Origin of the sequence: Pseudoxanthomonas sp. PXM03 (assembly GCF_014852005.1) — a bacterium.
In the GTDB taxonomy this organism is placed as follows: domain Bacteria; phylum Pseudomonadota; class Gammaproteobacteria; order Xanthomonadales; family Xanthomonadaceae; genus Pseudoxanthomonas_A.
This window is the reverse complement of record NZ_JACVAU010000002.1, coordinates 788,275-814,234: the sequence shown is the minus strand read 5'-3', so window position 1 is coordinate 814,234 and position 25,960 is coordinate 788,275. Positions and strand designations below refer to the sequence as shown.

The following is a 25,960-nucleotide window of genomic DNA, read 5'->3' as shown; positions in this document are numbered from 1 at the left end:
GCGCAGCGGCGCAGGTTACGGGTATCTTTCAGGGACTTGGCAGCGCTTGCCCGCCGCTTTCCCGCATCCCTGCATCAACGACCGGAGACCCATCCCCGTGGAAGCCTTTTTTGCCTGGTTGAACGGCATCATCTGGAGCAATGCGCTGATCGCGCTGTGCCTGGGTGCCGGCCTGTGGTTCACCATCCGCACCCGCGTCATGCAGGTGCGCGGTTTCGCCGAGATGTGCCGCCTGACGGTGACCGGCCAGAAGTCGGACGCCGGCGTGTCTTCGTTCCAGGCGCTGGCGATCTCGATGGCCGGACGCATGGGCATCGGCAACATCGCCGGCGTCGCCACGGCGATCGCCTATGGCGGCCCGGGCGCGGTGTTCTGGATGTGGGTGATGGGCTTCCTGGGCGCGTCGACCTCGTACATCGAGTGCACCCTGGCGCAGATCTACAAGGAGAAGGACGGCGAAGGCCGTTATCGCGGCGGCCCGGCCTACTACATCGAGAAGGCGATGGGTCTGAAGTGGTACGCGGTGACCTTCGCCGTGGCCACGGTCATCGCCACCGGCCTGCTGCTGCCGGGGGTGCAGGCCAACGCGATCGCCGACAGCGCGACCAACGTGCTGTGCGGCATGGGCGACTGCGCCGCCGTGGGCGGCACCGGCGCGCTGAAACTCTGGATCGGGCTGGGCGTGGCGGCCGTACTAGCGGTCATCATCTTCGGCGGCATCAAGCGCATCGCGACCTTCGCCGAGGTCGTGGTGCCGTTCATGGCGCTGGCCTTCATCCTGATGGCGGTGATCGTGATGATCGCCAACGCCGGCAAGGTGCCGGCGATGTTCGCCGACATCTTCTCCAGCGCGTTCGGTGCGCATGCGGCCTTCGGCGCGATCATCGGCCAGGCCATCGCCTGGGGCGTGAAGCGCGGCATCTACGCCAACGAGGCTGGCCAGGGCACCGGCCCGCACGCCGCCGCGGCCGCCGAGGTCTCGCACCCGGCCAAGCAGGGTTACGTGCAGGCGTTCGCGATCTACTTCGACACCATGCTGGTGTGCACGTCGACGGCGTTCCTGCTGCTGTCCACGGGCATGTACAACACCTTCAAGAGCGTCACGGTGAATGGCAAGGAGACGCTGGTGGAGATCTTCTCCGGCGTGCCGGGCGTGCAGCCATCGGAAGGTGCGCAGTTCACCCAGGCGGCGGTGGAATCGGTGCTGCCGGGCTGGGGCGCAGGCTTCGTGGCGCTGGCGCTGTTCTTCTTCGCCTTCACCACGATCATGGCCTATTACTACATGGCCGAGACCAACCTGACCTACCTGGCCGGCGTGAAGAAAACCCACCCGCTGGCGACGCTGCTGCTGCGCCTGGGCATCGTGGGCATGGTCGTGTTCGGCGCGTACCACAACGCCGCGATGGCGTGGACGCTGGGCGACATCGGCGTGGGCCTGATGGCATGGTTGAACGTCATCGCCATCCTGATCCTGCAAAAGCCGGCGCTGATCGCGTTGCGCGACTACGAGCGGCAGAAGAAGCAGGGGCTGGACCCGACCTTCGATCCGGAAGCACTCGGCATCCGCAACGCGCACTTCTGGAAGAAGCAGGCCTGACGTGAGCAATCCCTGGAACACCCGTCCGCCGCGTCCGCCGCGTCCGCCCGGCAGTCCGCCGGATCGCCGGCGTCCGCCAAGGGCGCAGGATGAGCGTCCGCCACGCGTCCAATCCGCTGGCGGCGAGCGTCCCGCAGACGTTTCACGCGAGGAACTGCGCCTGTACGGTTTGAATGCCGTGCAGGCAGTGTTCGCGCGGCGCCCCGACGCCATCCGCAAGCTGTATCTCCTCGAAGCGCGCATCCCCGCGCTGAAACCCCTGCTGGCATGGTGCGTCAAGCACCGTGTCGGCTACCGGGTGGTGGAGGAGGGTGATCTGGATCGCCTGGCTGCCAGCACGCACCACGAAGGCGTCGTGGCCGACGTGCTGAAACTGGCGCCGTCGCCGATGACGGACTGGTTGCGTGCGCTTCCCGAGGGACAGCCGGCCGCGGCGCTGTGGCTGGACGGCGTGGGCAATCCGCACAACTTCGGCGCCATCCTGCGCTCGGCCGCGCATTTCGGCGTGGCCGGCATCCTGTTGCCGCGCGACTCCACGCTGGCGCTGTCCGGTGCGGCGGCGCGTGTGGCCGAGGGCGGCGCCGAACAGGTGCCGCTGGTGCGGATGGGCAACCCGGAGAATGCGCTGGCGCAATTGCGCGGCGCAGGCTTTGCGCTGGCCGCCACTGTCGTGCGCGGGGGAGATGATCTGTTCGCGGCAAGACTGCCGCAACGCCTGATCTACGTGATGGGTGCGGAAGGCGAAGGCATGGATGCGCGCCTCGCCGATGCCTGCGACCTGCGCCTGTCGATTCCCGGCAGCGGTGCGGTCGAGAGCCTCAACGTCGCCGCCGCGACGGCGGTGTTCCTGGCGCAGTGGAAGCAGAAGGCCTGATCGCGGATCTTGTGTGGGAGGGGCTTCAGCCCCGACCTTCCGGCAGGACTGCCGGAAGGCCCATCGAAAGGCGTTGGGGCTGAAGCCCCTCCTGCAAATTCACTCTTTCAGCCGGCTGCCAAAGTCGCCATCGGCCTCCGCCGCCAGATAGGCGAACACGGTATACGCCGCGACGTTCTGTGCCAGCGCCGCCGGGTCGATCTTGTCCAGCGTGTCATCGGCGTTGTGGTGCAGGTCGAAGTAGTCGCTGCCGTCCTGCGCCAGCCACGCCCACGCCATGCCCTTCGCGGCGAATGGACTGATGTCCGGGCCTGCGCTGCCCTTGCCCGGTGCGTACTCGATGCCCAGCGGCGCCAGTGCCTGTGCAATCTGTTCGGTCGCCTTGCGCGCGTGTTCCGGTGCGCCGGTGTTGAAGGCATAGATGCGGCCTGCGCCGAAGTCGCTTTCGGCGGCGATCTGGTGGCGCGTGATGTCGGCCAGGTACTTCTCCGCGTAAGCCTTGCCGCCGTAGAGGCCCTGCTCCTCGTTGGCGAAGGCGATCACGCGGATGGTGCGCTTCGGCGCCTGCTTGAGCTGGCCGATCAGATGCCCCGCCGCCATGGTGATGCCGATGCCGGCGCCGTCGTCGATCGCGCCGGTGCCCAGGTCCCACGAATCCAGGTGGCCGCCGATCACCACCACTTCCTTGGGCAAGCTGCGCCCGGTGATCTCGCCGATGACATTGTGCGAGGTGTACTCGCCGTCCCAGCCGCAATCCAGAGCGAGCGAGACGCGCACCGCGCCGCGCTGCAGCAGGCGCGCCAACTGGTCGGCATCGGGGATGGTCAGCGACGCGGACGGTACCGGCGTCAGCCCCTCGTCGAAGCGCGTGATGCCGGTATGCGCGACGCGATGGTTGTCGGTGCCGGCCGAGCGCATCAGGAAGGCGATGGCGCCCTTGCGGATCGCCGCCGACGGGCCTTTCGAGCGGATCGCGCCGCCGTTGCGGTAGTCGCTACCGTCACGCGCGGCCTGCATCGGATAGTCGACGAAGGCGATCTTGTCGGCCAGCGAGCCCGCCGGTGCCGCTTCCAGTGCGGCCAGGTCGGCGAAGCGCACGATCTCCGCGTCCACCTTGCCCGCGGGGCTGCCGCCCAGTGCGGTGATGGTCAGCGGTTGCGCGTGCGTGCCGAGCACGGCCGCGCTTTCGCTGCGGCGCACCCACTTGGGAAACGTCACCGGTTCGATCCATACCTTGTCGAAACCCAGTGCCTTGAATTTCGCCTGTGCCCACGCGACCGCCTTCGCGTCGGCCTCGCTGCCGGCCAGGCGCGGGCCCACTTCGGTCGTCAGCGATTCGACGACGTTCCAGCCGGTGCGGTCAGTGAGGGCCTGCTCGCGCAGTTGCGCGGCAGTAGCTAGTGCGATGTCGGGGATGCGGGTTTCGCGTGAGGCGGCGAAGGCGGGCGTGGTGACGGCCAGGGCGAGCAGCAGCGGAGCAAGACGCATGGAGAGTCCCGGAAAAACGAAGGCCACGAGCTTACCAGCCCGTGGCCCCGTGTTTCCGTCGACGGCGTTGCCGATCCGGAACGCCGCGTGCCGTTATTTCTTCAGTGCGTCCCGGATCTCGCGCAGCAACACGATGTCCTCGGGCGTGGCGGCTTCCGGCGCGGGCGCGCGCACGCGGTTGTAGGCTTTCAGGAACAGGAAGATCACGAACGCGATGATCAGGAAGTCGATGGCGGTCTGCAGGAAAGCGCCGTACTTCAACAGCAGCGCCGGTACGATCTCCTTGCCCGCCGCATCCACCTGCGCCGCGCGCAGGGTCACCGCCAGGTCGCTGAACTTCACGCCGCCCATCATCAGGCCGACCAGCGGCATCACGATGCCATCGACCAGGCTGCTGACGATCTTGCCGAATGCCGCACCGATGACGACACCCACGGCCAGGTCGACCACGTTGCCGCGCGAAACAAACTCCTTGAACTCGCTGATCATGCCCATCCCATGTCCTCGTCAGTCGGCGCCTGTGCGGCGTCGGCGCCGACTATATCGCACGCACCGTCGATCAGCCGGCAATACGGCCGCGCAACTCCACTACGCCGTCGAGGGTGGCGGTGAACGTGTCGCCCGGCACCAGTGCGGCCACGCCTGCGGGCGTGCCCATGAAGACCAGGTCGCCCGCCTTCAGTGCATAGAGCATGGACAACTCGTGCAGGATATCGGCCACGTCCCAGATGAGGTCGTGCAGCGCGCCATGCTGGCGCATGTCGCCGTTCACCCGCAGGGTCAGCGTGCGGTCTTCCAGCACCCCGACATCCGCCGCCGGAACCAGTTCGCTGACCGGTGCGGAATGATCGAAGCCTTTGCCGGTATCCCAGGGCAGGCCCTTGGCCTTGGCCGCGCCCTGCAGGTCGCGGCGGGTCAGGTCCAGGCCGACGCCGTAGGCGATCACCAGTGCCTTCGCGGCCCCGGGGGAGAGCGGTCCGGGTGGTGCGTCGCTGCCCAGTGCGACGACCAGTTCCACCTCGTGGTGCAGGTCGCGCGTGCCCGGCGGGTAGGGAACATCCGCATTCCCGGTGACGATCGCGTCGCCCGGCTTGTGGAAGAACACGGGGCTGCCGCGCTCGGCCTTCGAAGCGGGTGCGGTCGCGCCCATCTCGCGCGCGTGGTCGGCGAAGTTGCGGCCCACGCAGAAGATGCGGCGCACCGGGAACGTACCGCCACCGCGCACCGGAACGCGCGGAACAGGCGGAGCAGGGATGATGTCGGTCATGTCGGCCACCCAGGGAATGTGGCCGCAGAGTTTAGGCGGGAACGCACTCGCCCTGCCAAGATGCTCAATGCGAGAGGGGCAGCACCGGCTTGCGGACCACGTGGTACTCCGCGTCGACCACCCGCGCATCGCGCGCGTTGGGCTTGCCCCGCTGGCGCAGGAACTTGTAAGCCAGGCCGCCGGCGATCATCGCGGCACCGACGAACACGCTGAAGAACACCAGCACGCCGAGCAGCAGTACACCCAGCAGGCCCAGGCCAACCCGCAGCAGCGGATGGCGCGGCTTGCGCGGAGCGAACACGTGGCGGAAGGCATTGAACTGGAAATGGCGTGCGTACATGGCGTTGCGTCGTGACAGAATGCGGCCGGAGCCGGTACGCGCAGTATCGGATGACCGTTTGATGACCGTGTGAGGACTTCGTTAAGCGACATGCGACTGAGCGCACTGAATGACATCGCCGACGGCGCTTTCGCCGAGGTTGAAGCCGTGATCGGCGACGATGCCGAGTCGTTGATCCTGCATCGCGATGGCGGCGATGTGCGCGCATGGCTCAATGTCTGTCCCCACGCCGGCAGACGGCTGGACTGGGCGCCTGGTCAATTCCTCAAGAGCAAGGACGGCCACCTTGTCTGTGCCGCCCATGGCGCCTCGTTCGAACTCGTACGCGGTGACTGCGTCGCCGGGCCCTGCCGCGGCGATTCGCTGCGCGCCGTCGCCGTGCAGGTGCGTGACGGCGAGGTGTGGCTGGACTGAGCCGCGCTGCTGGCGTCAGTCGACGCCTTGCACGATCACGCAATGCCAGCCGGTGCGGTAGGTCTCGTAGCCTGGTGACGCGGCCTGTGCCACACAATGGGGGCGGCCCTCGATGGATACGTCGATCGCGCCACGGGGCTGGGCGAACAGGGATGCATGCCCAGGAAAATCGAGTCGCGAGGCATCCGCGCCGGACTGCGTGTCGGCCAGCAACCGGCCCTGCGCATCGACGATGCAGACCCGGCTGCGGCGCCATTCCACCTCCGACAATGGCGTCCGTTCCACGATGGTCTGCGCCAGTGCGTCCCATCGGAACACAATGCCGAGCACGCCCAGCACGCGCCCCTGTACGCGACCGCCTTCGCGCACCGTGCAGGCGTAGACCAGCACGCGATCACCGCCCGCAAGCGTGCTCGCATGCATGGACTGGAAGCCGAACTCTTCGCCATTGCGCGTGGACATGGCGGACTGGAACCATTCCTGCTGCGCGACCGAGTGGCCTGCGGACGGGTAATGGCGTGGCCGGCCATTGGTCAGCACATTGCCTTGCAGGTCGGTGAGCACGAGGTCGAAATAGACGGTGTAGGAATCCAGTATCTGGCCGAGCCGCTGGCTTGCATGCGTGAGCGCGGCCGGTTGCGGATCCTGTGCGGCGGCGACGATCGCCGCATCGGTAGCCCACCAGCGCACATCGCAACTGCGCTCGTACAGGTTGCGATCGATCAGGTCGATGTTGGCCAGCGCCAGGTCCGTCAGCCGCGTGCGGCGCACGTCGGTCTGCAGTTGGTCCAGCCGCTCGCGCAGATCGGTGCTGGTGCGACCCGCCATGCGGTCGATTTCCTGCGCGGTGTCGCTGACCCGTCGCGACAGCGTGTCCATCTCTTCGGCGATCACGCCGAAGCTGCGTCCGGCGCTGCCGATACGCACGGCCTCGATGCGTGCATTCATCGAGATGATGCGGGTGATGCGGTTGATCTCGTCGATCTTCTGTAGCGATTGACGCAGTTGTTTCAGCAAGGAATCCGACAATCCCGATACCGACTGGATGTGGTCGTCGATGCCGGCGTCGGGCACGGGGGCGACAGCGCATGCGTTCATGGAGCTCCTTGTGGGGAAGGGGGAGGGGTAACACGGCACCGGAATGCGGCAGCGTGAAGTTGCTCCCCGTATTGAGGCGCTATCGGCGCGCAAGCGGAGCGCTTTAATCGGCACCGTCGCGGTGCGCGATTTCCCCGGGATGGGGCGGCCGGGCGTCGTGTGTTGGACGCATGCGCGACGCTTGCCTAGAATCCGCGCACCACGGACAGGGGACCCGCATGGGCGACGCGAGCAACTGTATCGCCGTCCGCGTTGGCGACCACGTCCAAGTCGATCGGCGATTGGATGAACGCCTGTTTCGCGGCCGCGACGTTGCTGCTGTTGCCGTTCGAAGCAGGGGCGTTCCGGTTGGCCTTTCACCGCGTCGGTTCGCTGAACTATCCGGAATGGCTGGTGATAATGCCTTCCTGACCGTCCAGACCTTTGTCTTCTGGTCGATCGCGTTGCTGCTGCAACGCTGGGTCCCGGGTTTGCCGGCCTGGTCGGTCCTGGTCTCGACGGTCTACGGTGTCTTTTCGTTGATGCAGCTGTTTCAGCCGTATGCGCGCTGGAAGTTGCTGCTGCGCGGCCTTCTGGGTTACGGGCTCTTCTTCGTTGTCATCCAGATGGTAATGGGGATAGCGGTGGCAGTGGTGATGGCGACCTCTACCGGAGGGTAGTTACCCGCCTTGCATTCGATTGCCGCACACGTGCAGGCCGAACGCGGTGACCGATCACAGACGAGAACGCCGGCACGGGGCCGGCGTTCTCGTTGGGCAAGGTCAGAGGCGATCACGCATCTGTGTGCGCGAACACGTCACTTCAGCGCCTTGAACCGCAGACGGTGCGGACGGGCGCCGTCTTCGCCCAGGCGACGCTTCTTGTCTTCCTCGTACTCGCGGTAGTTGCCCTGGAAGAACTCCACGTGCGAGTCGCCCTCGAAGGCGAGGATGTGCGTGGCGATGCGGTCCAGGAACCAGCGGTCATGCGAAATGACGAAGGTGTTGCCGGGGAACTCCAGCAGCGCGTCTTCCAGCGCACGCAGGGTTTCGATGTCCAGGTCGTTCGACGGTTCGTCGAGCAGCAGCACGTTGCCACCCTGCAGCAGCGTCTTGGCCATGTGCAGGCGGCCGCGTTCACCGCCCGACAGCGAGCCCACCATCTTCTGCTGGTCCTGGCCCTTGAAGTTGAAGCGGCCGATGTACGCGCGCGACTGGATCTCGACGCCGTTGATGTTGAGGATGTCCAGGCCGCCGGAAATTTCCTGGAAGACGTTGTGGTTGCCTTCGAGCTTTTCGCGGCTCTGGTCCACGTACGCCAGCTGCACGGTCGGGCCGGTGGTGATGGTGCCCGAATCCGGCTTTTCCTGGCCGGTGATCATCTTGAACAGCGTCGACTTGCCCGCGCCGTTCGGGCCGATGATGCCGACGATCGCGCCGCCCGGCACCAGGAAGCTCAGATTGTCGATCAGCAGGCGGTCGCCGAACTTCTTCGAGACATTCTTGAACTCGATGACGTTGTTGCCCAGTCGCTCACCCGGCGGGATGAAGATCTCGTTGGTCTCGTTGCGGCGCTGGTAGTCGACCGACTGCAGCTCTTCCAGGCGCGCCAGGCGCGCCTTGCCCTTGGAGCGGCCACCCTTCGCGTTCTGGCGCGACCACTCCAGTTCCTTCTGGATGGCCTTCTGACGGGCCTTTTCCTGGTTGTCTTCCTGCTTCAGGCGCTCGTCCTTCTGCACCAGCCAGTCGGTGTAGTTGCCCTTCCACGGAATGCCGCGGCCGCGATCCAGTTCGAGGATCCATTCGGCGGCGTTGTCGAGGAAGTACCGATCATGGGTCACGGCCACCACGGTGCCGGTGTAGCGGGCAAGGAACTGTTCCAGCCACTCGACGGACTCCGCGTCCAGGTGGTTGGTCGGCTCGTCGAGCAGCAGCATGTCCGGCTTCTGCAGCAACAGGCGGCACAGCGCCACGCGGCGCTTCTCGCCGCCGGACAGCTTGCCCACGATGGCGTCCCACGGCGGCAGGCGCAGCGCGTCGGCGGCCACGTCCAGCTGGTTTTCCAGTGTGTGCGCGTCGCCGGCGGCGAGGATCGCTTCCAGACGCTCCTGCTCCTTGGCCAGCGCGTCGAAGTCGGCGCCTTCTTCGGCGTAGGCGGCGTACACGGCTTCGAGGGCGGCTTGGGCCTGCAGCACATCGCCCACGCCTTCCTCGACGGCCTGGCGGACGGTGTGCTCAGGGTTGAGCTCCGGCTCCTGCGCCAGGTAGCCGACCTTGATGCCGGGCTGCGGGCGGGCCTCACCCTCGAAATCCTTGTCCACGCCGGCCATGATCTTCAGTACCGTGGACTTGCCGGCGCCATTCAGGCCCAGCAGGCCGATCTTGGCGCCCGGATAGAAGGACAGCGAGATGTCCTTGATGATCTGCCGCTTGGGCGGGACCACCTTGCTGACCCGGTTCATGGTGTAGATGTATTGCGAGGACATGCAGGCTCCGGTACGCAGGCCCCGGCGCCCGGCCGGGGACGGCGGGCGGGGAGGCAAATTGGGAATGCGGCGATTATAGCCGCTAAGGCTCGCCCGACCGCTGGCTGAATACGTTTCGCCAACCCGCCTTTGACACAGCCGTAACCGTTTTCCAGCGGGAATCGGTTCAGATGCGATCCGCATCATGGGCTCACGTGCCACACAGAGGGGTTTCCATGAATACCAAGCGCATTTTCCAGAGCATGGCCTTCGCCGCCCTGGCCTTCGCCGTCACCGCTCCCGTGCTGGCGCGCGACGATGATCGCGGCCACGACCGGGGTCGTTCGCACCACTACGACCGCCGGGATGACCGACGGGATGATCGCCGCGACTGGCGCGAAGATCGCCGCGATGACCGTCGCGACTACCGTGATCAGCGCCAGGCGTACCGCCACGGCTACCACGATGGCCGTCGTTACGACGACCGCCGCTACTACGCACCGCCGCGCGTGGTCTACCGCCCGGCGCCCGGCTACCATCGCTGGGCGAAGGGCCAGCGCTACCGCGACTACTACCGTGGCCCGGTTTACGTGGTGAACGACTACGATTACTACGATCTGCGCCGTCCGCCCCGTGGCTACCACTGGGTCCGCGATGACCGCGGCAACATGCTGATGGTGGCCATCGCCACCGGCATCATCGCTGACCTGCTGCTGCATCACTGACGCCCCAGGTCGGGTGTGACCGAAAAGCGCGCTTCGGCGCGCTTTTCTTTTTCCCGGCGTGGGGCAAACGGGACCGGGACGGCGCTTCGTCCGTGGAGTCCCGGGCGGGCTACAATCGGCCCTCCCGCCCGACCTTGCCCCGGAGACCCGATGTTCCCGCGCGACGCCCGCATCGAAACCTACGATCCCGAACTGGCCCAGGCCATCGCCAACGAGGCGCGCCGGCAGGAGGATCACGTCGAGCTGATCGCCAGCGAGAACTATGCCAGCCCCCGCGTGCTGGAGGCCCAGGGCAGCGTGCTGACCAACAAGTACGCCGAGGGCTACCCGCACAAGCGCTATTACGGCGGTTGCGAATACGTGGATATCGCCGAGCAGTTGGCGATCGACCGTGTGAAGCAGCTGTTCGGCGCCGACTACGCCAACGTGCAGCCGCATTCCGGCTCCCAGGCCAACCAGGCCGTGTACTTCGCCCTGCTGAACCCCGGAGACACCATCTTGGGCATGAGCCTGGCCCACGGCGGCCACCTGACCCACGGCGCCAAGGTCAACGCCTCGGGCAAGCTCTTCAACGCCATCCAGTACGGCGTGAACGCCCAGGGCTTGATCGATTACGACGAGGTCGAGAAGCTCGCCCTGGAGCACAAGCCGAAGATGGTCGTGGCCGGCTTCTCCGCCTACTCGCAGGTGGTGGACTGGGCGCGCTTCCGCGCCATCGCCGACAAGGTCGGCGCTTACCTGTTCGTCGACATGGCGCACGTGGCGGGCCTGGTCGCCGCCGGCGTCTACCCGAACCCGCTGCCGCACGCCCACGTGGTCACCTCGACCACGCACAAGACGCTGCGCGGCCCGCGCGGCGGCATCATCGTGGCCAAGGGTGCGGGCGAAGAGATCGAGAAGAAGCTGCAGAGCATCGTCTTCCCGGGTATCCAGGGCGGCCCGCTGATGCACGTCATCGCGGCCAAGGCCGTGGCCTTCAAGGAAGCGCTGGAGCCGGAATTCAAGGACTACCAGGCGCAGGTGGTGAAGAACGCGCAGGCGATGGCGAAGACGATCACCGCGCGCGGTTACAAGATCGTATCCGGCGGCACCGAAAACCACCTGATGCTGGTCGACATGATCGGCAAGGACGTCAGCGGCAAGGACGCGGAAGAGGCGCTGGGCAAGGCGCACATCACCGTCAACAAGAACTCCGTGCCGAACGACCCGCGCAAGCCCTTCGTGACCTCGGGCCTGCGCATCGGTACGCCGGCGGTGACCACGCGCGGCTATGGCGAGCAGGACTGCATCGACCTGGCCAACTGGATCTGCGATGTGCTGGACGCGCCGACCGACGAGGCCGTGCTGGCGAAGGTGCGGGACAACGTGACCGCGCAGTGCCGGAAGTACCCCGTCTACGGCTGATCGACGATGCACTGCCCCTTCTGCCAGCACACCGATACCCGCGTGATCGATTCGCGCGTATCCGAGGACGGCGCAACGATCCGTCGTCGCCGTGAGTGCGAGGCGTGCGGGGAGCGGTTCTCCACGCTGGAGAACATCGAGATCAAGCTGCCGGCGGTCATCAAGGGCGATGGCCGCCGCGACACCTTCGATGCGCGCAAGCTGCGTGCCGGCTTCGACCGCGCGCTGCAGAAGCGGCCGGTATCCGAAGAGCAGATCGAAGCGGCCGTACGCGCGGTGATCCATGCCATCCGCATGAGTGGCGAGCGCGAGATCGCCTCGCGCAAGATCGGCGAGTTCGTCATGAACGAACTGCGGAAGCTCGACCATGTGGGCTACGTGCGCTTCGCCTCGGTCTACCGCAGTTTCGAGGACGTGGCCGATTTCCGCGAGGAGATCGAGAAGCTGGAGCGCGACCTGCCTGCGGGCGCCGGCCAGCTCTCGCTGCTGGGCGGCGATGTGGTGCCGTTCGACAAGCACGCGGACAAGAACAAGAAGCGCTGATTCGTGCACATCGACTGGATCGGTCGGCACCGGCAGTACATACCTGCGCTTGCCGCGTGGCACTACGCCGAATGGGGCGGCCTGTACGACGACTGGACCCTGCAGGCGGCCACCGATGAGCTGGAGGATCACGCGGCGCGCACGTCGGTGCCGACGACGCTGTTGCTGATGGATGACGGGGCGCTGCTGGGGTCTGTCAGTCTGCTGCTGGAGGATGCGCTGGCGCTGCAGGATCGCGGCAGTCCCTGGCTGGGCAGCCTGTTCGTATTACCAGAGGCGCGCGGTCGTGGCGGTGGACGGGTCCTGGTGGATGCCGCCGTTGCGCACGCGGCGCAGGAAGGCGTGGCAGTGCTCAGGCTGTTCACCCTGTGGCATGAGGATTTCTACACCTCGCTGGGCTGGCAGGTCGATGAGCGCACGTCGCTGCATGGGACACCGGTGGTGGTCATGTCCATCCGGCCCGCGCAGCGCGTGGCGCATACTGGTTCACATGCCCCTGACGTGCCGCGTGGATGACGCATGACCGATTTCGCTTTTTCCTCCCTGGATCACACCTGCATGGCGCGTGCGTTGCGTCTGGCCGAGCGCGGGGCGTACACCACGCGTCCGAACCCGATGGTGGGTTGCGTGATCGCGCAGGGTGGGGAGATCGTGGGTGAAGGCTGGCACCAGAAAGCCGGCGGGCCGCACGCGGAGGTGTTCGCGTTGCAGGCGGCGGGCGAACGCGCGAAGGGCGCGACGGCCTACGTCACCCTCGAGCCGTGCGCGCATACCGGTCGCACGGGCCCGTGCGCGGATGCGCTGATCGCGGCGGGTGTTGTCCGCGTAGTGGCGGCGATGCGCGATCCCTTCCCGCAGGTCGATGGTGCCGGTTTCGACAGGCTGCGCGCGGCGGGCATCGCCGTGCAGTCCGGACTGATGGAGACGCAGGCGCGGCGCCTGAATCGTGGATTCCTGTCGCGCGTCGAGCGCGGCAGGCCCTGGATGCGGGTGAAGCTGGCGACCAGCCTGGATGGCCGCACGGCGATGGCGAACGGGGATTCCAAGTGGATCAGTGGCGAAGCCTCCCGCCGCGACGTGATGCGTTGGCGCGCCCGTGCGGGGGCCATCCTGACCGGCGCCGGTACCGTGCTGGCGGATGATCCCTCGCTGACGGTGCGCTTCGGGGATGACACGGTGTTCGAGCCGCCCCTGCGGGTCGTGCTGGACCCCGGGCTGGCGACGGTGGCGCGCGGCAATGTGCGGCAGGGCGAAGCGCCCACGCTGTACATCCATGCCGCGGATGCCAAACCGCCGCGCGACACGGCGGTGCAGCGCGTGGTGGCGCCGGCGACGGGCAGCAATTTCGATCTGAAGGCGGTGCTGGAACTGCTTGGCGCGCGCGGCATCAACGAGGTGCATGCCGAGGCGGGCGCCACGCTGGCCGGCGCGTTCCTCGCCGCCGGGCTGGCCGACGAGGTGCTGCTGTACGTCGCGCCGATGCTGTTGGGTGACCAGGCCCGGCCGTTGTTCGGGGGACTGGGCATCCAGGCGATGGCGGACCGTCTGCAGCTGGAGATTGTCGACAGCCGCATGATTGGCGAAGATCACCGCCTCCTGCTGCAACCTGCCCGCTGACCGCCCGCCATGGTGGCTTTCAAGGATCATTTTTCCGGCGTCGCCGATGTCTACCTCGCTTCGCGCCCCACGTATCCCGAGGCGTTGTACGAGGTGATCGCGTCGGCCGTGCCCGCCAATGCGCGGGTCTGGGAGCCCGGTTGCGGCAGCGGCCAGGCGACGCACGGGTTGGCGGCGCACTTCGCCCATGTGTACGCCACCGACCCCAGTGCGGCGCAGATCGAGCGCCACTGGGCGAAGGAGCGCGCCGTCGCCAATGTCAGCCTGGCGGTCGAACCGGCCGAAGACACCCGCCTGCCGGACCTCAGCGTGGACCTGGTGGCCGTCGCGCAGGCGCTGCACTGGTTCGACCGCTACCGTTTCTTCGATACCTGCGAGCGCGTGCTGCGGCCAGGCGGCGTGCTGGCCGCCTGGACCTACCAGGACATCATTTTCGAAGACGATCTGGCCGAGGTGGCCGAAAAGGTCCGCGACGATATCGACCCCTACTGGCCGCCCGAACGCGCCGACGTGGACATGGGGTACGGCGACTACGTGTGGCCGTTCGAGGCCGTACCCACGCCACGCCTGTGGCTGACCGCCGAATGGAACCTGCCCACGTTGCTGGGCTATTTCGGCAGCCTGTCGGCGACTGGCAGCTATCGCGCCGCGACCGGCGAGGATCCGGTCTACGCCCATACGCCGGCCCTGGCCGAAGTCTGGGGCGATCCGCAGCGCGTCCGCACCATGCGCTGGCCGCTGATCCTGCACCTGCGCAGGAAGGCCGTGTAGGAGGGGCGTCAGCCCCCGACCGGCGGTTTTCCGTCCGCGGCGGCCGCCGGAAGCATCGGGGCTGAAGCCCCTCCTGCAGCGGCGCGGAACGCTGCGTTCAGGGCCTTCGCCGGATCGAGGCGGTAGAATGCCCCGGCCGGTTCGCCGGCATACCACCAACGACGTCTTCAGGGCGGGGTGCAATTCCCCACCGGCGGTAGGTCGCCCAGCGACGAGCCCGCGAGCGCCTTCGGTCCCGCCGAAGGGTCAGCAGATCCGGTCAGATGCCGGAGCCGACGGTCATAGTCCGGATGAAAGAAGACGGCATCGCCGAGCCATGCGCGAGCGTGGCGTCGTGCGCCTGCCTTCGCGCCCGGAGGCGTCTCCGCTCTGTTCAAGCGAGAGACGTTCCATGCCTTCCACGATTCCCTTTGCGTTCCCCGTCCTCCTGCCGGAGGTGTGCTGATGTTCACCGGCATCATCGAGGGCGTCGGCCGCATCGTCGCGCTGCAGCCGCTGGGCGGTGACGTCCGCCTGAGCGTCGCCGTCGGCACGCTGCCGTTCGACGCCGTGCAGCTCGGCGAGAGCATCGCGGTGAATGGCGTGTGCCTGACCGTGATCGCGTTCGATGCATCGAGCTTCCAGGCCGATGCATCCACCGAGACCTTGTCGCTGACGACGCTCGGTGGCCTGGGTGAAGGCGCACTGGTGAACCTCGAGCGAGCGATGCGCCCCACCGACCGCCTCGGTGGCCACCTGGTCAGCGGGCATGTGGACGGTGTCGGCCGGGTGCTGTCGGTGCACGGGGACGCGCGTGCGCAGCGCTGGCGCTTCGCCGCGCCCGCACCCCTGATCAGGTACATCGCGAAGAAGGGCTCGATCTGCGTGGATGGCGTGAGCCTGACCGTCAACGAGGTGGATGGCGAAGGATTCGAGGTCGCGCTGATCCCGCATACCGTCTCGCACACCGCCTTCTCGCAGACCGCCGTCGGCGATGCGGTGAACCTGGAGATCGACTTGGTGGCCCGCTATGTCGAACGCCTGCTGGGCGCGCGCGCTGGCGGAGACGCCGCATGAACTTCGCACCGATTCCCGAACTGCTGGAAGAGATCCGCAACGGCCGCATGGTCGTCATCGTCGACGACGAGGACCGCGAGAACGAAGGCGACCTGATCATGGCCGCCGAGCTGGTGAAGCCGACCGACATCAACTTCATGGTCACGCATGCGCGCGGCCTGGTCTGCCTGTCGCTGACGCGCGAACGTTGCACGCAACTCGGCCTGGCGCCGATGGTCCAACACAACACCGCGCAGTTCCACACCAACTTCACCGTCAGCATCGAAGCGGCGGAAGGCGTCACCACCGGCATTTCCGCGTATGACCGCGCCCACACCGTGCGTACGGCCGTGCGGCCGGATGCGAAGCCGGCCGACCTGAGCCAGCCCGGGCATATCTTCCCGCTGATCGCCCAGCCCGGTGGCGTGCTGACGCGCGCCGGCCACACCGAGGCCGCCAGCGACCTGCCGATGCTGGCCGGGCTGGAACCGGCCGGCGTGCTGGTCGAAGTGCTGAACCCCGACGGCAGCATGGCGCGCCGCCCGCAGTTGGAGGTGTTCGCACGCGAGCACGGGCTGAAGATGGGATCGATCGCCGACCTGATCGCCTATCGGCTGGCCACCGAGCACACCGTGGAGCGCATCGACGAGCGCGACATCGAGACCGAGTTCGGTCCGTTCCGGCTGGTGACCTACCGGGACCGTATCGCCCACGACCTGCACTTCGCCCTGGTGCGGGGCACGCCCGAGGCGGCCACGCCCACGCTGGTGCGGGTGCAGGTGGAAAACCCGCTGAGCGACCTGCTGCACTGGCGGCGCGACGACTTCGGCGTGCACGCCACCGACGCACTGCGGGCGATCGCCGCCGAAGGGCAGGGCGTGATGGTGGTGCTGGCCGAACCCCGCAGCGCCGAGGCACTGCTGGCGCGGCTTCGCAAGCAGCCCGAAGTGCGCACCAACGCCAAGGACGTGGGCCAGTGGCGCCGGAACGGTGCCGGTGCGCAGATCCTGGCCGACCTGGGCCTGGGCAGGTTGCGGGTGCTGGGCACGCCGCGCCGGCAGGTCGGCCTGGCCGGCTTCGGACTGGACGTGGTGGAGTACGTCCAGCCTTGATCCCCACCGGGCGGACCCGTCGCCGCGCCCGGCTGTTAGACTTTCCCACCCCCAAGGAACCCGCCATGTCCCACTACGAAGGCGATCTGCGCGCGCCCGACGGCGCCCGCTTCGCGATCATCGCCAGTCGCTGGAACCCCCGCATCACCGATGTGCTGGTGGCCGGCGCGCGCCAGAGCCTTGCCGGCAACGGCGTGGGCGAAGAGGCGATCGACGTGGTGCGCGTGCCTGGAGCGTGGGAGATCCCGGTCGCCGCCGCGCGTCTGGCCGGAGACGGGCGCCACGTGGCGATCATCGCGCTGGGCTGCGTGATCCGTGGCGACACTCGCCACTACGAGCACGTCGCCGATGGTTGCGCTGAAGGCCTGATGCGCGTGCAGCTGGATTCCGGCGTGCCCGTGCTGAACGGCGTGCTGGCGGTGGAAAGGATCGAGGATGCCGAGGCGCGTGCCGGAGGCAGCCATGGCAACAAGGGCGAAGAGGCCGCACTGGCCGCCATCGAGATGGCGCAGTTGCTGGAACAGTTGCCGTAACCCAAGAATCGCAGGAGCAGACGTGAGCCGACATCATCAATCCCACCGCAAGGACGGCGTCGATCCGGTCACGCGTGCCCGTGCGCGCCGCCGCGCGCTGCAGGCTGTCTATGCGTGGCAGATGTCGGGTGGCGAAGTGGGGCAGGTCATCGCGCAGTTCGCGCATGAGCAGGCGCACGAGATCGCGGACCTTGAGTACTTCGAAGACCTGGTGCGCGGCGTGGTGAAGCATCGCGCCTCGCTGGACGAGGCGCTGCTTCCGTTCCTCGACCGGACGGTCGAAGAGGTCGACCCCATCGAGCGCGCGGTGCTGCGCATCGCCGCTTACGAGTTGATCCACCGCATCGACGTGCCGTACCGCGTGGTGCTGAACGAGGCCATCGAGACCGCCAAGCGTTTCGGTTCCGAACATGGGCACACGTACATCAACGGCGTGCTCGACCAGGCGGCCGTGGCATGGCGCCCCGCCGAGGCGCAGGCACGGCGCTGACGTGTCGGGCGGCGACACACGGTTCCCCCTGGAACAGCGCGATGCGTTGCTCGCGTTGAAGGGGATGGGCCCTGCTGTCGTGCAGCGGCTGGAGCAGATGGGCATTGCTACGCTGCGCCAGCTGGCCGTCGCAGAACCATCGGAGATCGTCGCCAGTGCCGCAGGGCTGACGGGTTCCAGTTGCTGGAAGAACAGTCCGCAGGCACGTGCGGCGATCCAGTCCGCCGTCGATTTCGCGCGATCGCGCGCCTGACGCCGTCATGAGTGCCGGCGAGTTCGACCTGATCGCCCGCATCCGTGCCCGCGCGGGGACGCGCGCCGACATCGTGCTCGGCATCGGCGACGACGCTGCGCTGTTGGCGCCACCGCCGGGCTTGCAGCTCGTCGTCACCGCCGACACCTTGAATGCCGGCGTCCATTTTCCCGAAGACAGCGCAGCGGCCGACATCGGCTGGAAGGCGCTGGCGGTGAACCTGTCCGATCTCGCCGCGATGGGTGCCGAACCCGCATGGTGCACGTTGTCGCTGTCGTTGCCCCGGTCCGATGCGGCGTGGGTCGACGGCTTTCTCGATGGCTTCCTGGATCTGGCTGGGCGCCACGGCATTGCGCTGGTGGGGGGTGACACCACGCGGGGTCCGCTTTCGATCTCGGTGACGGCGATGGGTCTGGTCGAGCCCGGTCGCGCCTTGCGCCGCGACGGCGCGCGCGTTGGCGATGACGTCTGGGTCACCGGAACGCTTGGCGATGCGGCGGGCGGCCTGGTGCTGCTCGACCGCGAACCGGCTCATGCGCTGCGTGCGCGACTGGATCGTCCCACGCCACGCGTGGAAGTGGGGCGCGCGCTGCGGGGCGTCGCCACCGCCTGCGTCGATGTTTCCGACGGGCTGCTGGCGGATCTCGGCCATATCTCATCGCGGAGCGGCGTGGGCGCGCAGGTTGACATCGACGTGTTGCCGGCGTCGGATGCGTTGATGGCGACGTTCGATGAAGCGACGCGCGTGCCGTTGCAGGCCAGCGGTGGCGACGACTACGAACTCTGCTTCACCGCACCTGCCGATGCGCGTGAACGCATCGACGCCGTGTTCTCGCAGCTTGATCTGCGGGTCACGCGGATAGGACGCATCGTGGCGGGCGAGGGGGTGCAGCCGATGCGTTCCGATGGCACGCCGTGGTCTTCACCGCGCCGCGGTTATGACCACTTTGCGAAGTCCTGAGGCTGTTGTAGGAGCGACGTAAGTCGCGACCGCGCGGTCAAACAGTCGAAAAAGCCGATCGTTCGCCAGTCGGGCGCGCTGCGGCGCGTTCTTCACCTTGAATACCCAAGGTGTGTCGGGGCGCGGTCGCGACTCACGTCGCTCCTACACGGGCTTCCGCGGTGGCAGGACCTTGCCGGGGTTCAGGATGTCGTCGGGGTCGAGCGCGGCTTTGACCGCACGCATCGCATCGAGCGTCGCCACGTTGAACGCATCCGCCATGAAATCCCGCTTGCTCAGGCCGATGCCGTGTTCGCCGGACAGCGTGCCTCCCAGCGTCAGCACGTGCGCGAAGACCTTCGGCAAGGCCGCATGCGCGCGTGCCGTCTCGGCGGCGTCACCGTCGTCGTACATGATGTTGACGTGCAGGTTGCCGTTGCCGGCGTGGCCGAACACGACGATCGGCAGCGCCGCCTCGTTCGACAGTGCTTCCATTGCCGCCACCAGATCCGGAATGCGCGACACCGGCACCACCACGTCCTCGTTGATCTTGCCGGGTTTGATGGTGCGCAGCGCCGGCGACAGGGCGCGCCGTGCGGCCCATAACCGGTCGCGTGCGGTACCGTCCTGCGCGACGTCCAGCGTGAGCATGCCATCGCCTTCGGCGGCGTCGGCCAATGCCTGCAGCGAATACGGCAGCGTGTCGTCATCGCCGTCGGCTTCGACCAGCAGCATCGCACCCGCCTCGGGCACATCGCTGCCGTTGCGCCGGATCAACGCGATGGCGCTGCGGTCCATGAATTCCAGCATGGTCGGCGTCGCCGGGCGCGCCATGATGCGCGACACCGCCGCCGCGGCCGTGGCGGCGTCGCGATAGAGCACGCGCAGTCCGGCCTGCGCACGTGGTCGCGGCGCCAGCTTCAGGGTTGCTTCCACGATCAGCGCCAGGGTGCCCTCGCTGCCGACGAGCAGGTGGGTGAGGTCGTAACCCGTCGCGTCCTTGGTGTAGGCGCCCCCGCAGCGGATCAGTTCACCCGCACCGGTCACGGCGACCAACCCCAGCACGTTGTCGCGTGCGGTGCCGTACTTCACCGCGCGCGGTCCGCCGGCATTCGTGGCAAGGTTGCCGCCCACGCTGCACAGGTCGGCACTGGACGGATCGGGTGGCCAGAACAGGCCGTGGGGCGCGAGTGCCTGTTGCAGGTTGCCGTTGAGCACGCCGGGTTCCACCACCACGCACCGGTCGGCAGCGCGCATGTCGATGATCCGGTCCATGCGCGAGAACGAGACCACCACGCCGCCCTGTGCAGGCACGGCGGCGCCGGTGGTGCCCGTGCCTGCACCGCGCGCGACGATGGGAACGCGATGCGCGCGGCATGCGCGCACCAGGGCCAGCACGTCTTCGCGCGTGCGCGGCAGGGCAACGGCCCACGGCATGGCCCACTGGCGCGAATCGTCGCCACCATAAGGACGGCAGGCATCGCCGGTGAGCCAGCTGTCCCCCAGGCGCGTGGACAGGGCTTCGTGCAGTTCGGTGGGCAGGGATGGATTCACGCCGTCATTGTAGGCGCGGCGTACACGGCTCAGGTTTCGTCGGCGCGGAACGCGTCGCGGATCCAGGTGAGCCGGGGTGCGGCAGGATCGCCCTGCGCGTCGATCACGTCGAACCGGCAGGGAGCATCTGCGAGTGCGGGATGGTCCTGGAGGAAGCGCAGGGCCGCATGCACCAGGCGGCGGCGCTTGCCGGCATCGACCGATGCCGCGCCTCCACCGAAGACCTGCGATTGGCGGTAGCGCACTTCCACGAACACCACGGTCGGCGTGCCGGGGCGCGTGGCGTCCCGCATCACCAGATCCAGTTCACCGCCGCGGTAAAGGGCGTTGGCAGCCAGATCGGTCAGGCCGGCGCGGCGCAGCAACTCGCGCGCCGCTGCTTCGACGGCTTGCCCGCGTTTCCTGCGGTCAACCGCCATCCGCCACGGGCACGGCCTGACCACCACTGAACACCGACCACGAGGGCGTGCGCACCACGTTGCCGAAGCCATCCAGTTGCAGACGCCCGGTGGCGCCACGGATCTCGGTGTTCGCCCCCAGCGCCAACTTCTCCAGATAGGCCGTCAGCAGCCAGGCGTCATAGCCGAACGCGAACAGCCGTGCGGCAGCACCACGTGCGGTCGGCACGCGTTCGCCGGTCACGCTGGCGGCGGGCAGTGCCGGCACGCCGCGCGAGGTCCAGGTTTCGGTCGGGAAGGCGATGCCGTCCAGCGCCATGTCTTCCACCGGCTTGCCGGTGCCCGAGGTCAGTTGCGAAGTGCCCACGCGCGTCTTGCCGCCCAGGCCGGCGAGCGCCAGTTGCGGGGTCAGGACGCGCGCCGTGCTGCCGCGCACGGCCAGGAAGACCGCATCGACGCCCTCCTGCGAAGCGGTCGCAAGGAGGGTCGACAGGTCGCCGGGGTTTTCCGCCACGCTGATCACCCGCGTGACCTTGCCGCCGCGTTCGCTGAAGCGCTCGCGGAACGCCTGGGATGCGCGGCGGCCATTGTCGTCGCTGCCCTCGATGATCAGCGCCATGCGGCGCTCTCGGGCCAGCAGATACTCCGCGGCGGCCAATCCATCGTCTTCCGGGGCCAGCGAGAAGCCGGCCTTGCCGTCCGGCGGTGCCACCACGCCGCGATTCAGCACCAGCATCGGGACAGCGAGCTGCGGTTGCTGGAAGAGCGCACTGACTTCGTCGCGGCCGAGCGGGCCGATCACGAAATCGGCGCCTTCGGCCGCTGCGCGCGCGTACGCGGCGGTCGCACCCGCTGCCGTGCCGGTGGTGTCGTAGAACTGAACTTCGGGGCGGCGGCGGTGTTCGCCGTAGTAACCCGCCAGCAGGCCGTCGCGCACGGGTGCAGCGGCGGTGGCGAGGGTGCCGGAAAGTGGAAGCAGGACGGCCACTTTCATCGGGGGGCGGTAGCCGTCGGAATCCGCAGGCGGGCGGTTGCCCGCATCGAAATGCCATTGCGTGCCGCGATCGAACGGGCGCGGCAGCGGCAGGCCGCGGCGCTGCAGCGCGCGACCGGCGAAGTTGTACAGCGGATCGCCGGCCTGCAATGCGGCGGCGTCGCGAGCGAGCGTGGCATCGTCCAGCGTGGCGAGCAGGCGGTCGATCTCGCGCGCATTGTCGCTGCGTGCCTGCCCGCTCAGGGTGGCATCCTGCCGGGCCAGCGCCGCGGCATTGCCGAACGCCGGGGCGAAACGCACTGCCGATGCGGTGGGTCCGGCGCCGGGCGTGGTGGCGCAACTGGCCAGCAACGCGGCCAGCAGCAGCGCGAGCAGGGCCCTTGCGGGGCGGATGCGTACGGAAAGCTTGCTTGCAACAGGCGGGTTCATGGGCGGCATCGGCGATCGGGCAGGGGAACCGGCTACGATTCTACCCTCAGCCATCGAGCCCCACTGGAATGCCTGCCGGAACCCTGTTCATCGTCGCCACGCCGATCGGCAATCTCGGCGACCTCACGCCGCGCGCGCTGGAGACACTCCGCAACGTCGCGGCGATCTGCGCCGAAGACACCCGGCGCAGCGGCCAGTTGCTGTCGCATTTCGGTGTTTCCACGCCCCTGCTGGCGCTGCACGAGCACAACGAGGACGCCCTGTCGCAACGCGTGGTCGAACGCCTGCTGGCCGGCGACTCGCTGGCGCTGGTCAGCGATGCCGGCACGCCGCTGGTCAGCGATCCGGGTTTCCGCCTGGTGCGTGCGGCGCGTGCGGCGGGCATCAAGGTCAGTCCCTTGCCGGGCGCGTGTGCGGCAATCGCGGCGCTGAGTGTGGCCGGGCTGCCGAGTGACCGGTTCACGTTTGAAGGCTTCCTGCCTGCCAAGGCGTCCGCGCGGCGGGAGCAACTGCAGCGCCTGGCGGGCGAGGCGCGCACGCTGGTGTTCTATGAGTCCTCGCACCGCATCGCCGAATCCCTCGCGGACATGGGCATGGCCTTTGGCGCAGACCGTCCTGCCGTGATCGCGCGTGAGCTGACCAAGCTGTTCGAGACCGTGCTGGATGGCACGCTCGCCGAGCTGCAGGCGCGGGTCGATGCCGATGACAACCAGCGCAAGGGGGAGTTCGTGGTGATGGTGCAGGGCGCCGCGGACGATGAAAGTGCGCAACTGGTGGAGGGGCGCCGTGTCTATGCCCTGCTCAACGCGCACCTGCCGCCATCGGCGGCCGCCAAGCTGGCAGCCGAGATCACCGGCGCGCCGCGCAAGGCGCTGTACGGAATGAAGGCGGAAGACTGATGGCGTGGCGCAAGCCTCGTTGACGCCATGGAAGCGTGGCGCGTCTTTCTTGTTTTCCTGCGTCTCGGGCTGACCTCGTTCGGCGGGCCGATCGCCCATCTTGGCTACTTCCGCGAGGCGTTGGTGGTGCGTCGTCGCTGGCTGGACGAGGCCGGGTACGCGGACATTGTCGCGCTGTGCCAACTGTTGCCAGGGCCGGCCAGCAGCCAGGTGGGCATGGTGGTCGGCCTGGGCCGTGCAGGTCTTCCCGGTGCGCTCGCGGCCTGGTGTGGCTTCACCCTTCCTTCCGCACTGCTGATGATCGGCCTGGGTGCCGGCATCTCGCAAGGGTGGGGCGAGATCCCGGAGGGCCTGGTCCATGGACTCAAGCTGCTGGCGGTGACCGTGGTTGCGCATGCGACATGGGGAATGGCGCGTGCGTTCTGCCGGAATGCGGCCACGTGGCTGCTGATGCTGGGGTGCGCGGCGGTGCTGGTCGCGTGGCCGGCGGCATGGATGCAACTGGCCGTCATCGTCTCGGGTGCGGTGGCGGGGCTGGCGTTGAGGCGGGACCTGAAGAGTGCGCCGACGCCATCGATGCGTGGCGTACCCTCGCGCCGGGTGGGCGTCGTCGCGCTGGTGGTGTTCACCGCGTTGCTTATGCTGCCGTGGTGGCTGTCCGGGCCAGGTTCTTCCGCCGACGTGTTCGGTCTTTTCTATCGCGCGGGCGCGCTGGTGTTTGGCGGCGGGCACGTGGTGATGCCGTTGTTGCAATCGGGTGTGGTCGCGCCGGGCTGGTTGGCGCAGGACGCCTTCATCGCGGGCTACGGTGCTGTGCAGGCGGTGCCTGGACCGATGTTCACTTTTGCCGGCTACCTGGGCGCGTCCATGAGCGCTGGATCCGGCGGGTGGGCCGGCGGCTTGCTGGCACTGGTCGCCATCTTCCTGCCCTCGTTCTTGCTGGTCATCGGGGTGCTGCCGTTCTGGCACCGCATCGTGGCGCTGCCGCGCATGCGTGGCGTCCTGGCGGGCATCAATGCGGCGGTCGTGGGGCTGCTGCTTTCAGCGCTTTACGATCCGCTCTGGACGGAAGCGGTATCCGGGGCATGGGACGTGGTAGCCGTGGTTGCGGGCATCGCCGCGCTGGCGAGGCGGGTGCCGATGGCGTGGGTCGTGCTGGGGATGCCTTTATTGGGCCTGTTGCTGCACGCATTCCCCTGATCATTCGCGACGGGGCGGGGGCGGCAGCTGTGCGACAATGCACGCGGCGGAGCCGGCCAGACAGTCGCGTCATTGGAAACAATGCCGAGGAAAGTCCGGGCTCCACAGGGCACGGTGCCAGGTAACGCCTGGGCGGCGCGAGCCGACGGAAAGTGCAACAGAAAGATACCGCCTAAGACTGTTTCGGCAGGACGGCAAGGGTGAAATGGTGCGGTAAGAGCGCACCGCGAGTCCGGCAACGGACCGGCACGGCAAACCCCACCGGGAGCAAGACCAAATAGGGACCTCATGGCGCGGCCCGCGTCGGGTCCGGGTAGGTTGCTTGAGCGTAACGGTGACGTTGCGCCTAGAGGAATGACTGTCCACGACAGAACCCGGCTTACCGGCCGGCTCCGCCGCCAGCTTCATCGCGCGACGCGCGATGAAGCTCCCAAAGTTCGCGCGCGAACTTTGGGCCCCAGGCCGTCGCCGCCACACCCCCATCCGCACCTGCGGTGCGGATCGCCCCCTGACTCAGGGGGCTGGTAAGCAGGTACCCGCTGTTTTTCCTTGTAGGAGCAACGTCAGTCGCGACCGCACGACTTCAGGCGTGGAAGGGTCGACTACGCGCCCGTTCCTATCCGCAACGTCGTCTCCCCCTCGAACACCCCCTCCGGACCGAACCGGCGCTCGCTTATCCAGCCATGTCCTCCGTGGTCGATGGCGATCAGCGTGCTGGCGCGGGTGCCGTAGCGGGCGTCACGGATGAAGGCGGACGAGAGCATTCGCTCCAGGTCCCGCCCAACACCAGTGTCCGGCAGGCGCGCATCCGGCGCGCGGGTTTCGTCCGACAGGGCGCGCCACAAGGGCGTCACGTCATCTTCCCCGGCGGCGACCCACGCGGCCAGTCGTTCCTTCAGGGCCATCGTCTTGGGCCAGGGTTCGTCCAGGTCCCCATTGGAGACGGCGTGCAGGCCGGGCGCCAGGGCGATCCGGCGTGGAGTGGGGTAGTTGCTGACGTATTCGCATGCGACCGCATCGGCCAGCACCAGATTGAACGGGGCAAACCCTTCCGCCGCTGTCAGCAGACCCGCCGCGCGATGGTCGGCGCCGTCGCGCGAGCCCAGGAATCCCGCCGCCAGGTGGCCCCGGGAGGGCGCTCCCGGCACCTGGATGGCCGGGTCGCGCACATTGGTCACCACCGCCATCCGGCCCTGCTGGTCCACGCCGGCCCAGGTGCCGCCCGACTGGAGATCGCGGCCCGCCAGAACGCCCGGCACCTCCGCCCAGGCGGCCAGCGCTGCGGTCGGGCGCCCGTGGAACTCATCACGGTTGCCCGCCAGCAGCAGCCGCCAGCGGGGATGGACGTTCCAGGCGAGCGCGACCAGGCACATGGGGAGGATTCTGGACCGGCGGTTTGCGCAGTTCCACTCCGGCCCCAGCGTCGTCGCCAGCCGATATGTGAAACGACGATCACCTCACTGAATCCTTCCTCAATCTCAAAATTTGAGACGAAACAGCAACTTGTGGATAAGGCTTGAACAAGTCTCTGAAGTTTGCTGC

The 25,960-nt window shown here is 67.8% G+C and carries 27 protein-coding genes, 1 other RNA gene, 1 pseudogene and 1 riboswitch; of the genes and pseudogenes, 19 read left to right on the top strand and 10 right to left on the bottom strand.

The features are described 5' to 3' along the window. Window positions 1-97: 97 nt before the first annotated feature. Together IB223_RS12610 and IB223_RS12605 are read left to right on the top strand one after the other, a co-directional pair. A complete protein-coding gene (locus IB223_RS12610; protein ID WP_192202062.1) occupies window positions 98-1,597 on the top strand; it encodes an alanine/glycine:cation symporter family protein in 1,500 nt (499 codons plus the stop codon). 1 nt (window position 1,598) lies between these two features. After that, the gene (locus tag IB223_RS12605) at window positions 1,599-2,471 is read left to right on the top strand and encodes a TrmH family RNA methyltransferase (protein WP_192202061.1); all 873 of its coding nucleotides are present in this window, start codon (window positions 1,599-1,601) and stop codon (window positions 2,469-2,471) included. Between the two features lie 99 nt (window positions 2,472-2,570). Here the strand turns inward: IB223_RS12605 and IB223_RS12600 are convergent, their stop codons facing one another. The 4 genes from IB223_RS12600 to IB223_RS12585 all read right to left on the bottom strand — a co-directional run bounded on the left by IB223_RS12600 (window position 2,571) and on the right by IB223_RS12585 (window position 5,566). Continuing rightward, window positions 2,571-3,959, bottom strand: a complete 1,389-nt coding sequence (locus IB223_RS12600; protein ID WP_192202060.1) for a M28 family peptidase — start codon at window positions 3,957-3,959, stop codon at window positions 2,571-2,573. Between the two features lie 93 nt (window positions 3,960-4,052). Further along, the gene (gene mscL / locus IB223_RS12595; protein WP_192202059.1) at window positions 4,053-4,454 is read right to left on the bottom strand and encodes a large-conductance mechanosensitive channel protein MscL; all 402 of its coding nucleotides are present in this window, start codon (window positions 4,452-4,454) and stop codon (window positions 4,053-4,055) included. 64 nt (window positions 4,455-4,518) lie between these two features. Beyond that, window positions 4,519-5,226 carry a fumarylacetoacetate hydrolase family protein gene (locus IB223_RS12590; RefSeq protein WP_192202058.1) on the bottom strand — a complete coding sequence of 236 codons (708 nt, stop codon included), beginning with the start codon at window positions 5,224-5,226 and terminating at the stop codon, window positions 4,519-4,521. 64 nt (window positions 5,227-5,290) lie between these two features. Then, entirely contained in the window at window positions 5,291-5,566 is a 276-nt protein-coding gene (locus IB223_RS12585) for a hypothetical protein (protein WP_192202057.1), read from the bottom strand. 90 nt (window positions 5,567-5,656) lie between these two features. Here IB223_RS12585 and IB223_RS12580 point away from each other — a divergent pair, with 90 nt between their 5' ends. After that, on the top strand, window positions 5,657-5,980 hold the full coding sequence (locus IB223_RS12580; protein ID WP_192202056.1) for a Rieske (2Fe-2S) protein: 324 nt from the start codon (window positions 5,657-5,659) through the stop codon (window positions 5,978-5,980). Between the two features lie 15 nt (window positions 5,981-5,995). On the opposite strand, the gene IB223_RS12575 is transcribed toward IB223_RS12580, so the two are convergent. Further along, window positions 5,996-7,078 (bottom strand): cache domain-containing protein, encoded by a 1,083-nt coding sequence (locus IB223_RS12575; RefSeq protein ID WP_192202055.1) that lies wholly within the window; start codon window positions 7,076-7,078, stop codon window positions 5,996-5,998. Between the two features lie 218 nt (window positions 7,079-7,296). Here IB223_RS12575 and IB223_RS12570 point away from each other — a divergent pair, with 218 nt between their 5' ends. Further along, on the top strand, window positions 7,297-7,737 hold the full coding sequence (locus IB223_RS12570) for a hypothetical protein (RefSeq protein ID WP_192202054.1): 441 nt from the start codon (window positions 7,297-7,299) through the stop codon (window positions 7,735-7,737). 137 nt (window positions 7,738-7,874) lie between these two features. Here IB223_RS12570 and ettA read toward each other — a convergent pair whose 3' ends face one another. After that, window positions 7,875-9,542 (bottom strand): energy-dependent translational throttle protein EttA, encoded by a 1,668-nt coding sequence (ettA, locus tag IB223_RS12565; protein ID WP_062357777.1) that lies wholly within the window; start codon window positions 9,540-9,542, stop codon window positions 7,875-7,877. 242 nt (window positions 9,543-9,784) lie between these two features. Here ettA and IB223_RS12560 point away from each other — a divergent pair, with 242 nt between their 5' ends. The 12 genes from IB223_RS12560 to thiL all read left to right on the top strand — a co-directional run bounded on the left by IB223_RS12560 (window position 9,785) and on the right by thiL (window position 18,965). After that, window positions 9,785-10,246, top strand: coding sequence for an RcnB family protein (locus tag IB223_RS12560; RefSeq protein WP_192202421.1), 462 nt, complete (start codon window positions 9,785-9,787; stop codon window positions 10,244-10,246). A 150-nt stretch (window positions 10,247-10,396) separates the two neighbouring features. Continuing rightward, complete coding sequence (gene glyA, locus IB223_RS12555; protein ID WP_192202053.1) at window positions 10,397-11,650, top strand: serine hydroxymethyltransferase; 1,254 nt, start codon at window positions 10,397-10,399, stop codon at window positions 11,648-11,650. A 6-nt stretch (window positions 11,651-11,656) separates the two neighbouring features. After that, window positions 11,657-12,193, top strand: coding sequence for a transcriptional regulator NrdR (gene nrdR / locus IB223_RS12550; protein ID WP_192202052.1), 537 nt, complete (start codon window positions 11,657-11,659; stop codon window positions 12,191-12,193). Window positions 12,194-12,196: 3 nt separating this feature from the next. After that, complete coding sequence (locus IB223_RS12545) at window positions 12,197-12,709, top strand: GNAT family N-acetyltransferase (RefSeq protein ID WP_192202051.1); 513 nt, start codon at window positions 12,197-12,199, stop codon at window positions 12,707-12,709. A 3-nt stretch (window positions 12,710-12,712) separates the two neighbouring features. After that, entirely contained in the window at window positions 12,713-13,810 is a 1,098-nt protein-coding gene (ribD, locus tag IB223_RS12540; protein ID WP_192202050.1) for a bifunctional diaminohydroxyphosphoribosylaminopyrimidine deaminase/5-amino-6-(5-phosphoribosylamino)uracil reductase RibD, read from the top strand. A 9-nt stretch (window positions 13,811-13,819) separates the two neighbouring features. Next, window positions 13,820-14,581, top strand: coding sequence for a class I SAM-dependent methyltransferase (locus IB223_RS12535; protein ID WP_192202049.1), 762 nt, complete (start codon window positions 13,820-13,822; stop codon window positions 14,579-14,581). Between the two features lie 159 nt (window positions 14,582-14,740). Beyond that, window positions 14,741-14,887, top strand: a riboswitch (FMN riboswitch). 138 nt (window positions 14,888-15,025) lie between these two features. After that, on the top strand, window positions 15,026-15,637 hold the full coding sequence (locus IB223_RS12530) for a riboflavin synthase (RefSeq protein WP_192202048.1): 612 nt from the start codon (window positions 15,026-15,028) through the stop codon (window positions 15,635-15,637). Further along, window positions 15,634-16,728 (top strand): 3,4-dihydroxy-2-butanone-4-phosphate synthase, encoded by a 1,095-nt coding sequence (ribB, locus tag IB223_RS12525; protein ID WP_192202047.1) that lies wholly within the window; start codon window positions 15,634-15,636, stop codon window positions 16,726-16,728. The genes IB223_RS12530 and ribB overlap by 4 nt, the downstream gene beginning before the upstream one ends. Window positions 16,729-16,793: 65 nt before the next feature. Further along, entirely contained in the window at window positions 16,794-17,261 is a 468-nt protein-coding gene (ribH, locus tag IB223_RS12520; protein WP_192202046.1) for a 6,7-dimethyl-8-ribityllumazine synthase, read from the top strand. 22 nt (window positions 17,262-17,283) lie between these two features. After that, window positions 17,284-17,751: a transcription antitermination factor NusB gene (nusB, locus tag IB223_RS12515; RefSeq protein WP_337731529.1), complete on the top strand. Its 468-nt coding sequence runs from the start codon at window positions 17,284-17,286 to the stop codon at window positions 17,749-17,751. 1 nt (window position 17,752) lies between these two features. Continuing rightward, window positions 17,753-18,004, top strand: coding sequence for a helix-hairpin-helix domain-containing protein (locus tag IB223_RS12510; protein WP_343227195.1), 252 nt, complete (start codon window positions 17,753-17,755; stop codon window positions 18,002-18,004). A gap of 7 nt (window positions 18,005-18,011) precedes the next feature. Continuing rightward, window positions 18,012-18,965 (top strand): thiamine-phosphate kinase, encoded by a 954-nt coding sequence (gene thiL, locus IB223_RS12505; RefSeq protein WP_192202044.1) that lies wholly within the window; start codon window positions 18,012-18,014, stop codon window positions 18,963-18,965. A gap of 144 nt (window positions 18,966-19,109) precedes the next feature. Here the strand turns inward: thiL and IB223_RS12500 are convergent, their stop codons facing one another. The 3 genes and pseudogenes from IB223_RS12500 to IB223_RS12490 form a co-directional block, all read right to left on the bottom strand. After that, a complete protein-coding gene (locus IB223_RS12500; RefSeq protein WP_192202043.1) occupies window positions 19,110-20,498 on the bottom strand; it encodes an FAD-linked oxidase C-terminal domain-containing protein in 1,389 nt (462 codons plus the stop codon). A 29-nt stretch (window positions 20,499-20,527) separates the two neighbouring features. Next, a complete protein-coding gene (locus tag IB223_RS12495) occupies window positions 20,528-20,917 on the bottom strand; it encodes a YraN family protein (protein ID WP_192202042.1) in 390 nt (129 codons plus the stop codon). After that, window positions 20,907-22,172, bottom strand: a pseudogene (locus IB223_RS12490) (penicillin-binding protein activator); the annotation flags it as partial. The gene IB223_RS12495 and the pseudogene IB223_RS12490, both read right to left, overlap by 11 nt. 215 nt (window positions 22,173-22,387) lie before the next feature. Between IB223_RS12490 and rsmI the strand changes: the two are divergent. From rsmI to rnpB, 3 genes are all read left to right on the top strand, one after another. Further along, on the top strand, window positions 22,388-23,218 hold the full coding sequence (gene rsmI, locus IB223_RS12485) for a 16S rRNA (cytidine(1402)-2'-O)-methyltransferase (protein ID WP_192202040.1): 831 nt from the start codon (window positions 22,388-22,390) through the stop codon (window positions 23,216-23,218). Between the two features lie 27 nt (window positions 23,219-23,245). Then, window positions 23,246-24,418, top strand: a complete 1,173-nt coding sequence (gene chrA, locus IB223_RS12480) for a chromate efflux transporter (RefSeq protein WP_192202039.1) — start codon at window positions 23,246-23,248, stop codon at window positions 24,416-24,418. Window positions 24,419-24,466: 48 nt separating this feature from the next. Then, window positions 24,467-24,816, top strand: an RNA gene (gene rnpB, locus IB223_RS12475) — RNase P RNA component class A. A 204-nt stretch (window positions 24,817-25,020) separates the two neighbouring features. Here the strand turns inward: rnpB and IB223_RS12470 are convergent. Further along, window positions 25,021-25,791 (bottom strand): NRDE family protein, encoded by a 771-nt coding sequence (locus IB223_RS12470; protein WP_192202038.1) that lies wholly within the window; start codon window positions 25,789-25,791, stop codon window positions 25,021-25,023. Window positions 25,792-25,960: the final 169 nt, after the last annotated feature.

Bases quoted from the DNA above. Each gene is read 5' to 3' on its own strand.
- mscL (WP_192202059.1), bottom strand. From the start codon at position 4,454: ATGGGCATGATCAGCGAGTTCAAGGAGTTTGTTTCGCGCGGCAACGTG.
- ettA (WP_062357777.1), bottom strand. From the start codon at position 9,542: ATGTCCTCGCAATACATCTACACCATGAACCGGGTCAGCAAGGTGGTC.
- IB223_RS12600 (WP_192202060.1), bottom strand. From the start codon at position 3,959: ATGCGTCTTGCTCCGCTGCTGCTCGCCCTGGCCGTCACCACGCCCGCC.
- IB223_RS12585 (WP_192202057.1), bottom strand. From the start codon at position 5,566: ATGTACGCACGCCATTTCCAGTTCAATGCCTTCCGCCACGTGTTCGCT.
- IB223_RS12535 (WP_192202049.1), top strand. From the start codon at position 13,820: ATGGTGGCTTTCAAGGATCATTTTTCCGGCGTCGCCGATGTCTACCTC.
- ribD (WP_192202050.1), top strand. From the start codon at position 12,713: ATGACCGATTTCGCTTTTTCCTCCCTGGATCACACCTGCATGGCGCGT.
- nrdR (WP_192202052.1), top strand. From the start codon at position 11,657: ATGCACTGCCCCTTCTGCCAGCACACCGATACCCGCGTGATCGATTCG.
- rsmI (WP_192202040.1), top strand. From the start codon at position 22,388: ATGCCTGCCGGAACCCTGTTCATCGTCGCCACGCCGATCGGCAATCTC.
- IB223_RS12495 (WP_192202042.1), bottom strand. From the start codon at position 20,917: ATGGCGGTTGACCGCAGGAAACGCGGGCAAGCCGTCGAAGCAGCGGCG.
- ribH (WP_192202046.1), top strand. From the start codon at position 16,794: ATGTCCCACTACGAAGGCGATCTGCGCGCGCCCGACGGCGCCCGCTTC.
- IB223_RS12530 (WP_192202048.1), top strand. From the start codon at position 15,026: ATGTTCACCGGCATCATCGAGGGCGTCGGCCGCATCGTCGCGCTGCAG.
- IB223_RS12575 (WP_192202055.1), bottom strand. From the start codon at position 7,078: ATGAACGCATGCGCTGTCGCCCCCGTGCCCGACGCCGGCATCGACGAC.
- IB223_RS12590 (WP_192202058.1), bottom strand. From the start codon at position 5,226: ATGACCGACATCATCCCTGCTCCGCCTGTTCCGCGCGTTCCGGTGCGC.
- IB223_RS12560 (WP_192202421.1), top strand. From the start codon at position 9,785: ATGGCCTTCGCCGCCCTGGCCTTCGCCGTCACCGCTCCCGTGCTGGCG.
- IB223_RS12570 (WP_192202054.1), top strand. From the start codon at position 7,297: ATGGGCGACGCGAGCAACTGTATCGCCGTCCGCGTTGGCGACCACGTC.
- IB223_RS12470 (WP_192202038.1), bottom strand. From the start codon at position 25,791: ATGTGCCTGGTCGCGCTCGCCTGGAACGTCCATCCCCGCTGGCGGCTG.
- ribB (WP_192202047.1), top strand. From the start codon at position 15,634: ATGAACTTCGCACCGATTCCCGAACTGCTGGAAGAGATCCGCAACGGC.
- thiL (WP_192202044.1), top strand. From the start codon at position 18,012: ATGAGTGCCGGCGAGTTCGACCTGATCGCCCGCATCCGTGCCCGCGCG.
- chrA (WP_192202039.1), top strand. From the start codon at position 23,246: ATGGAAGCGTGGCGCGTCTTTCTTGTTTTCCTGCGTCTCGGGCTGACC.
- IB223_RS12580 (WP_192202056.1), top strand. From the start codon at position 5,657: ATGCGACTGAGCGCACTGAATGACATCGCCGACGGCGCTTTCGCCGAG.
- glyA (WP_192202053.1), top strand. From the start codon at position 10,397: ATGTTCCCGCGCGACGCCCGCATCGAAACCTACGATCCCGAACTGGCC.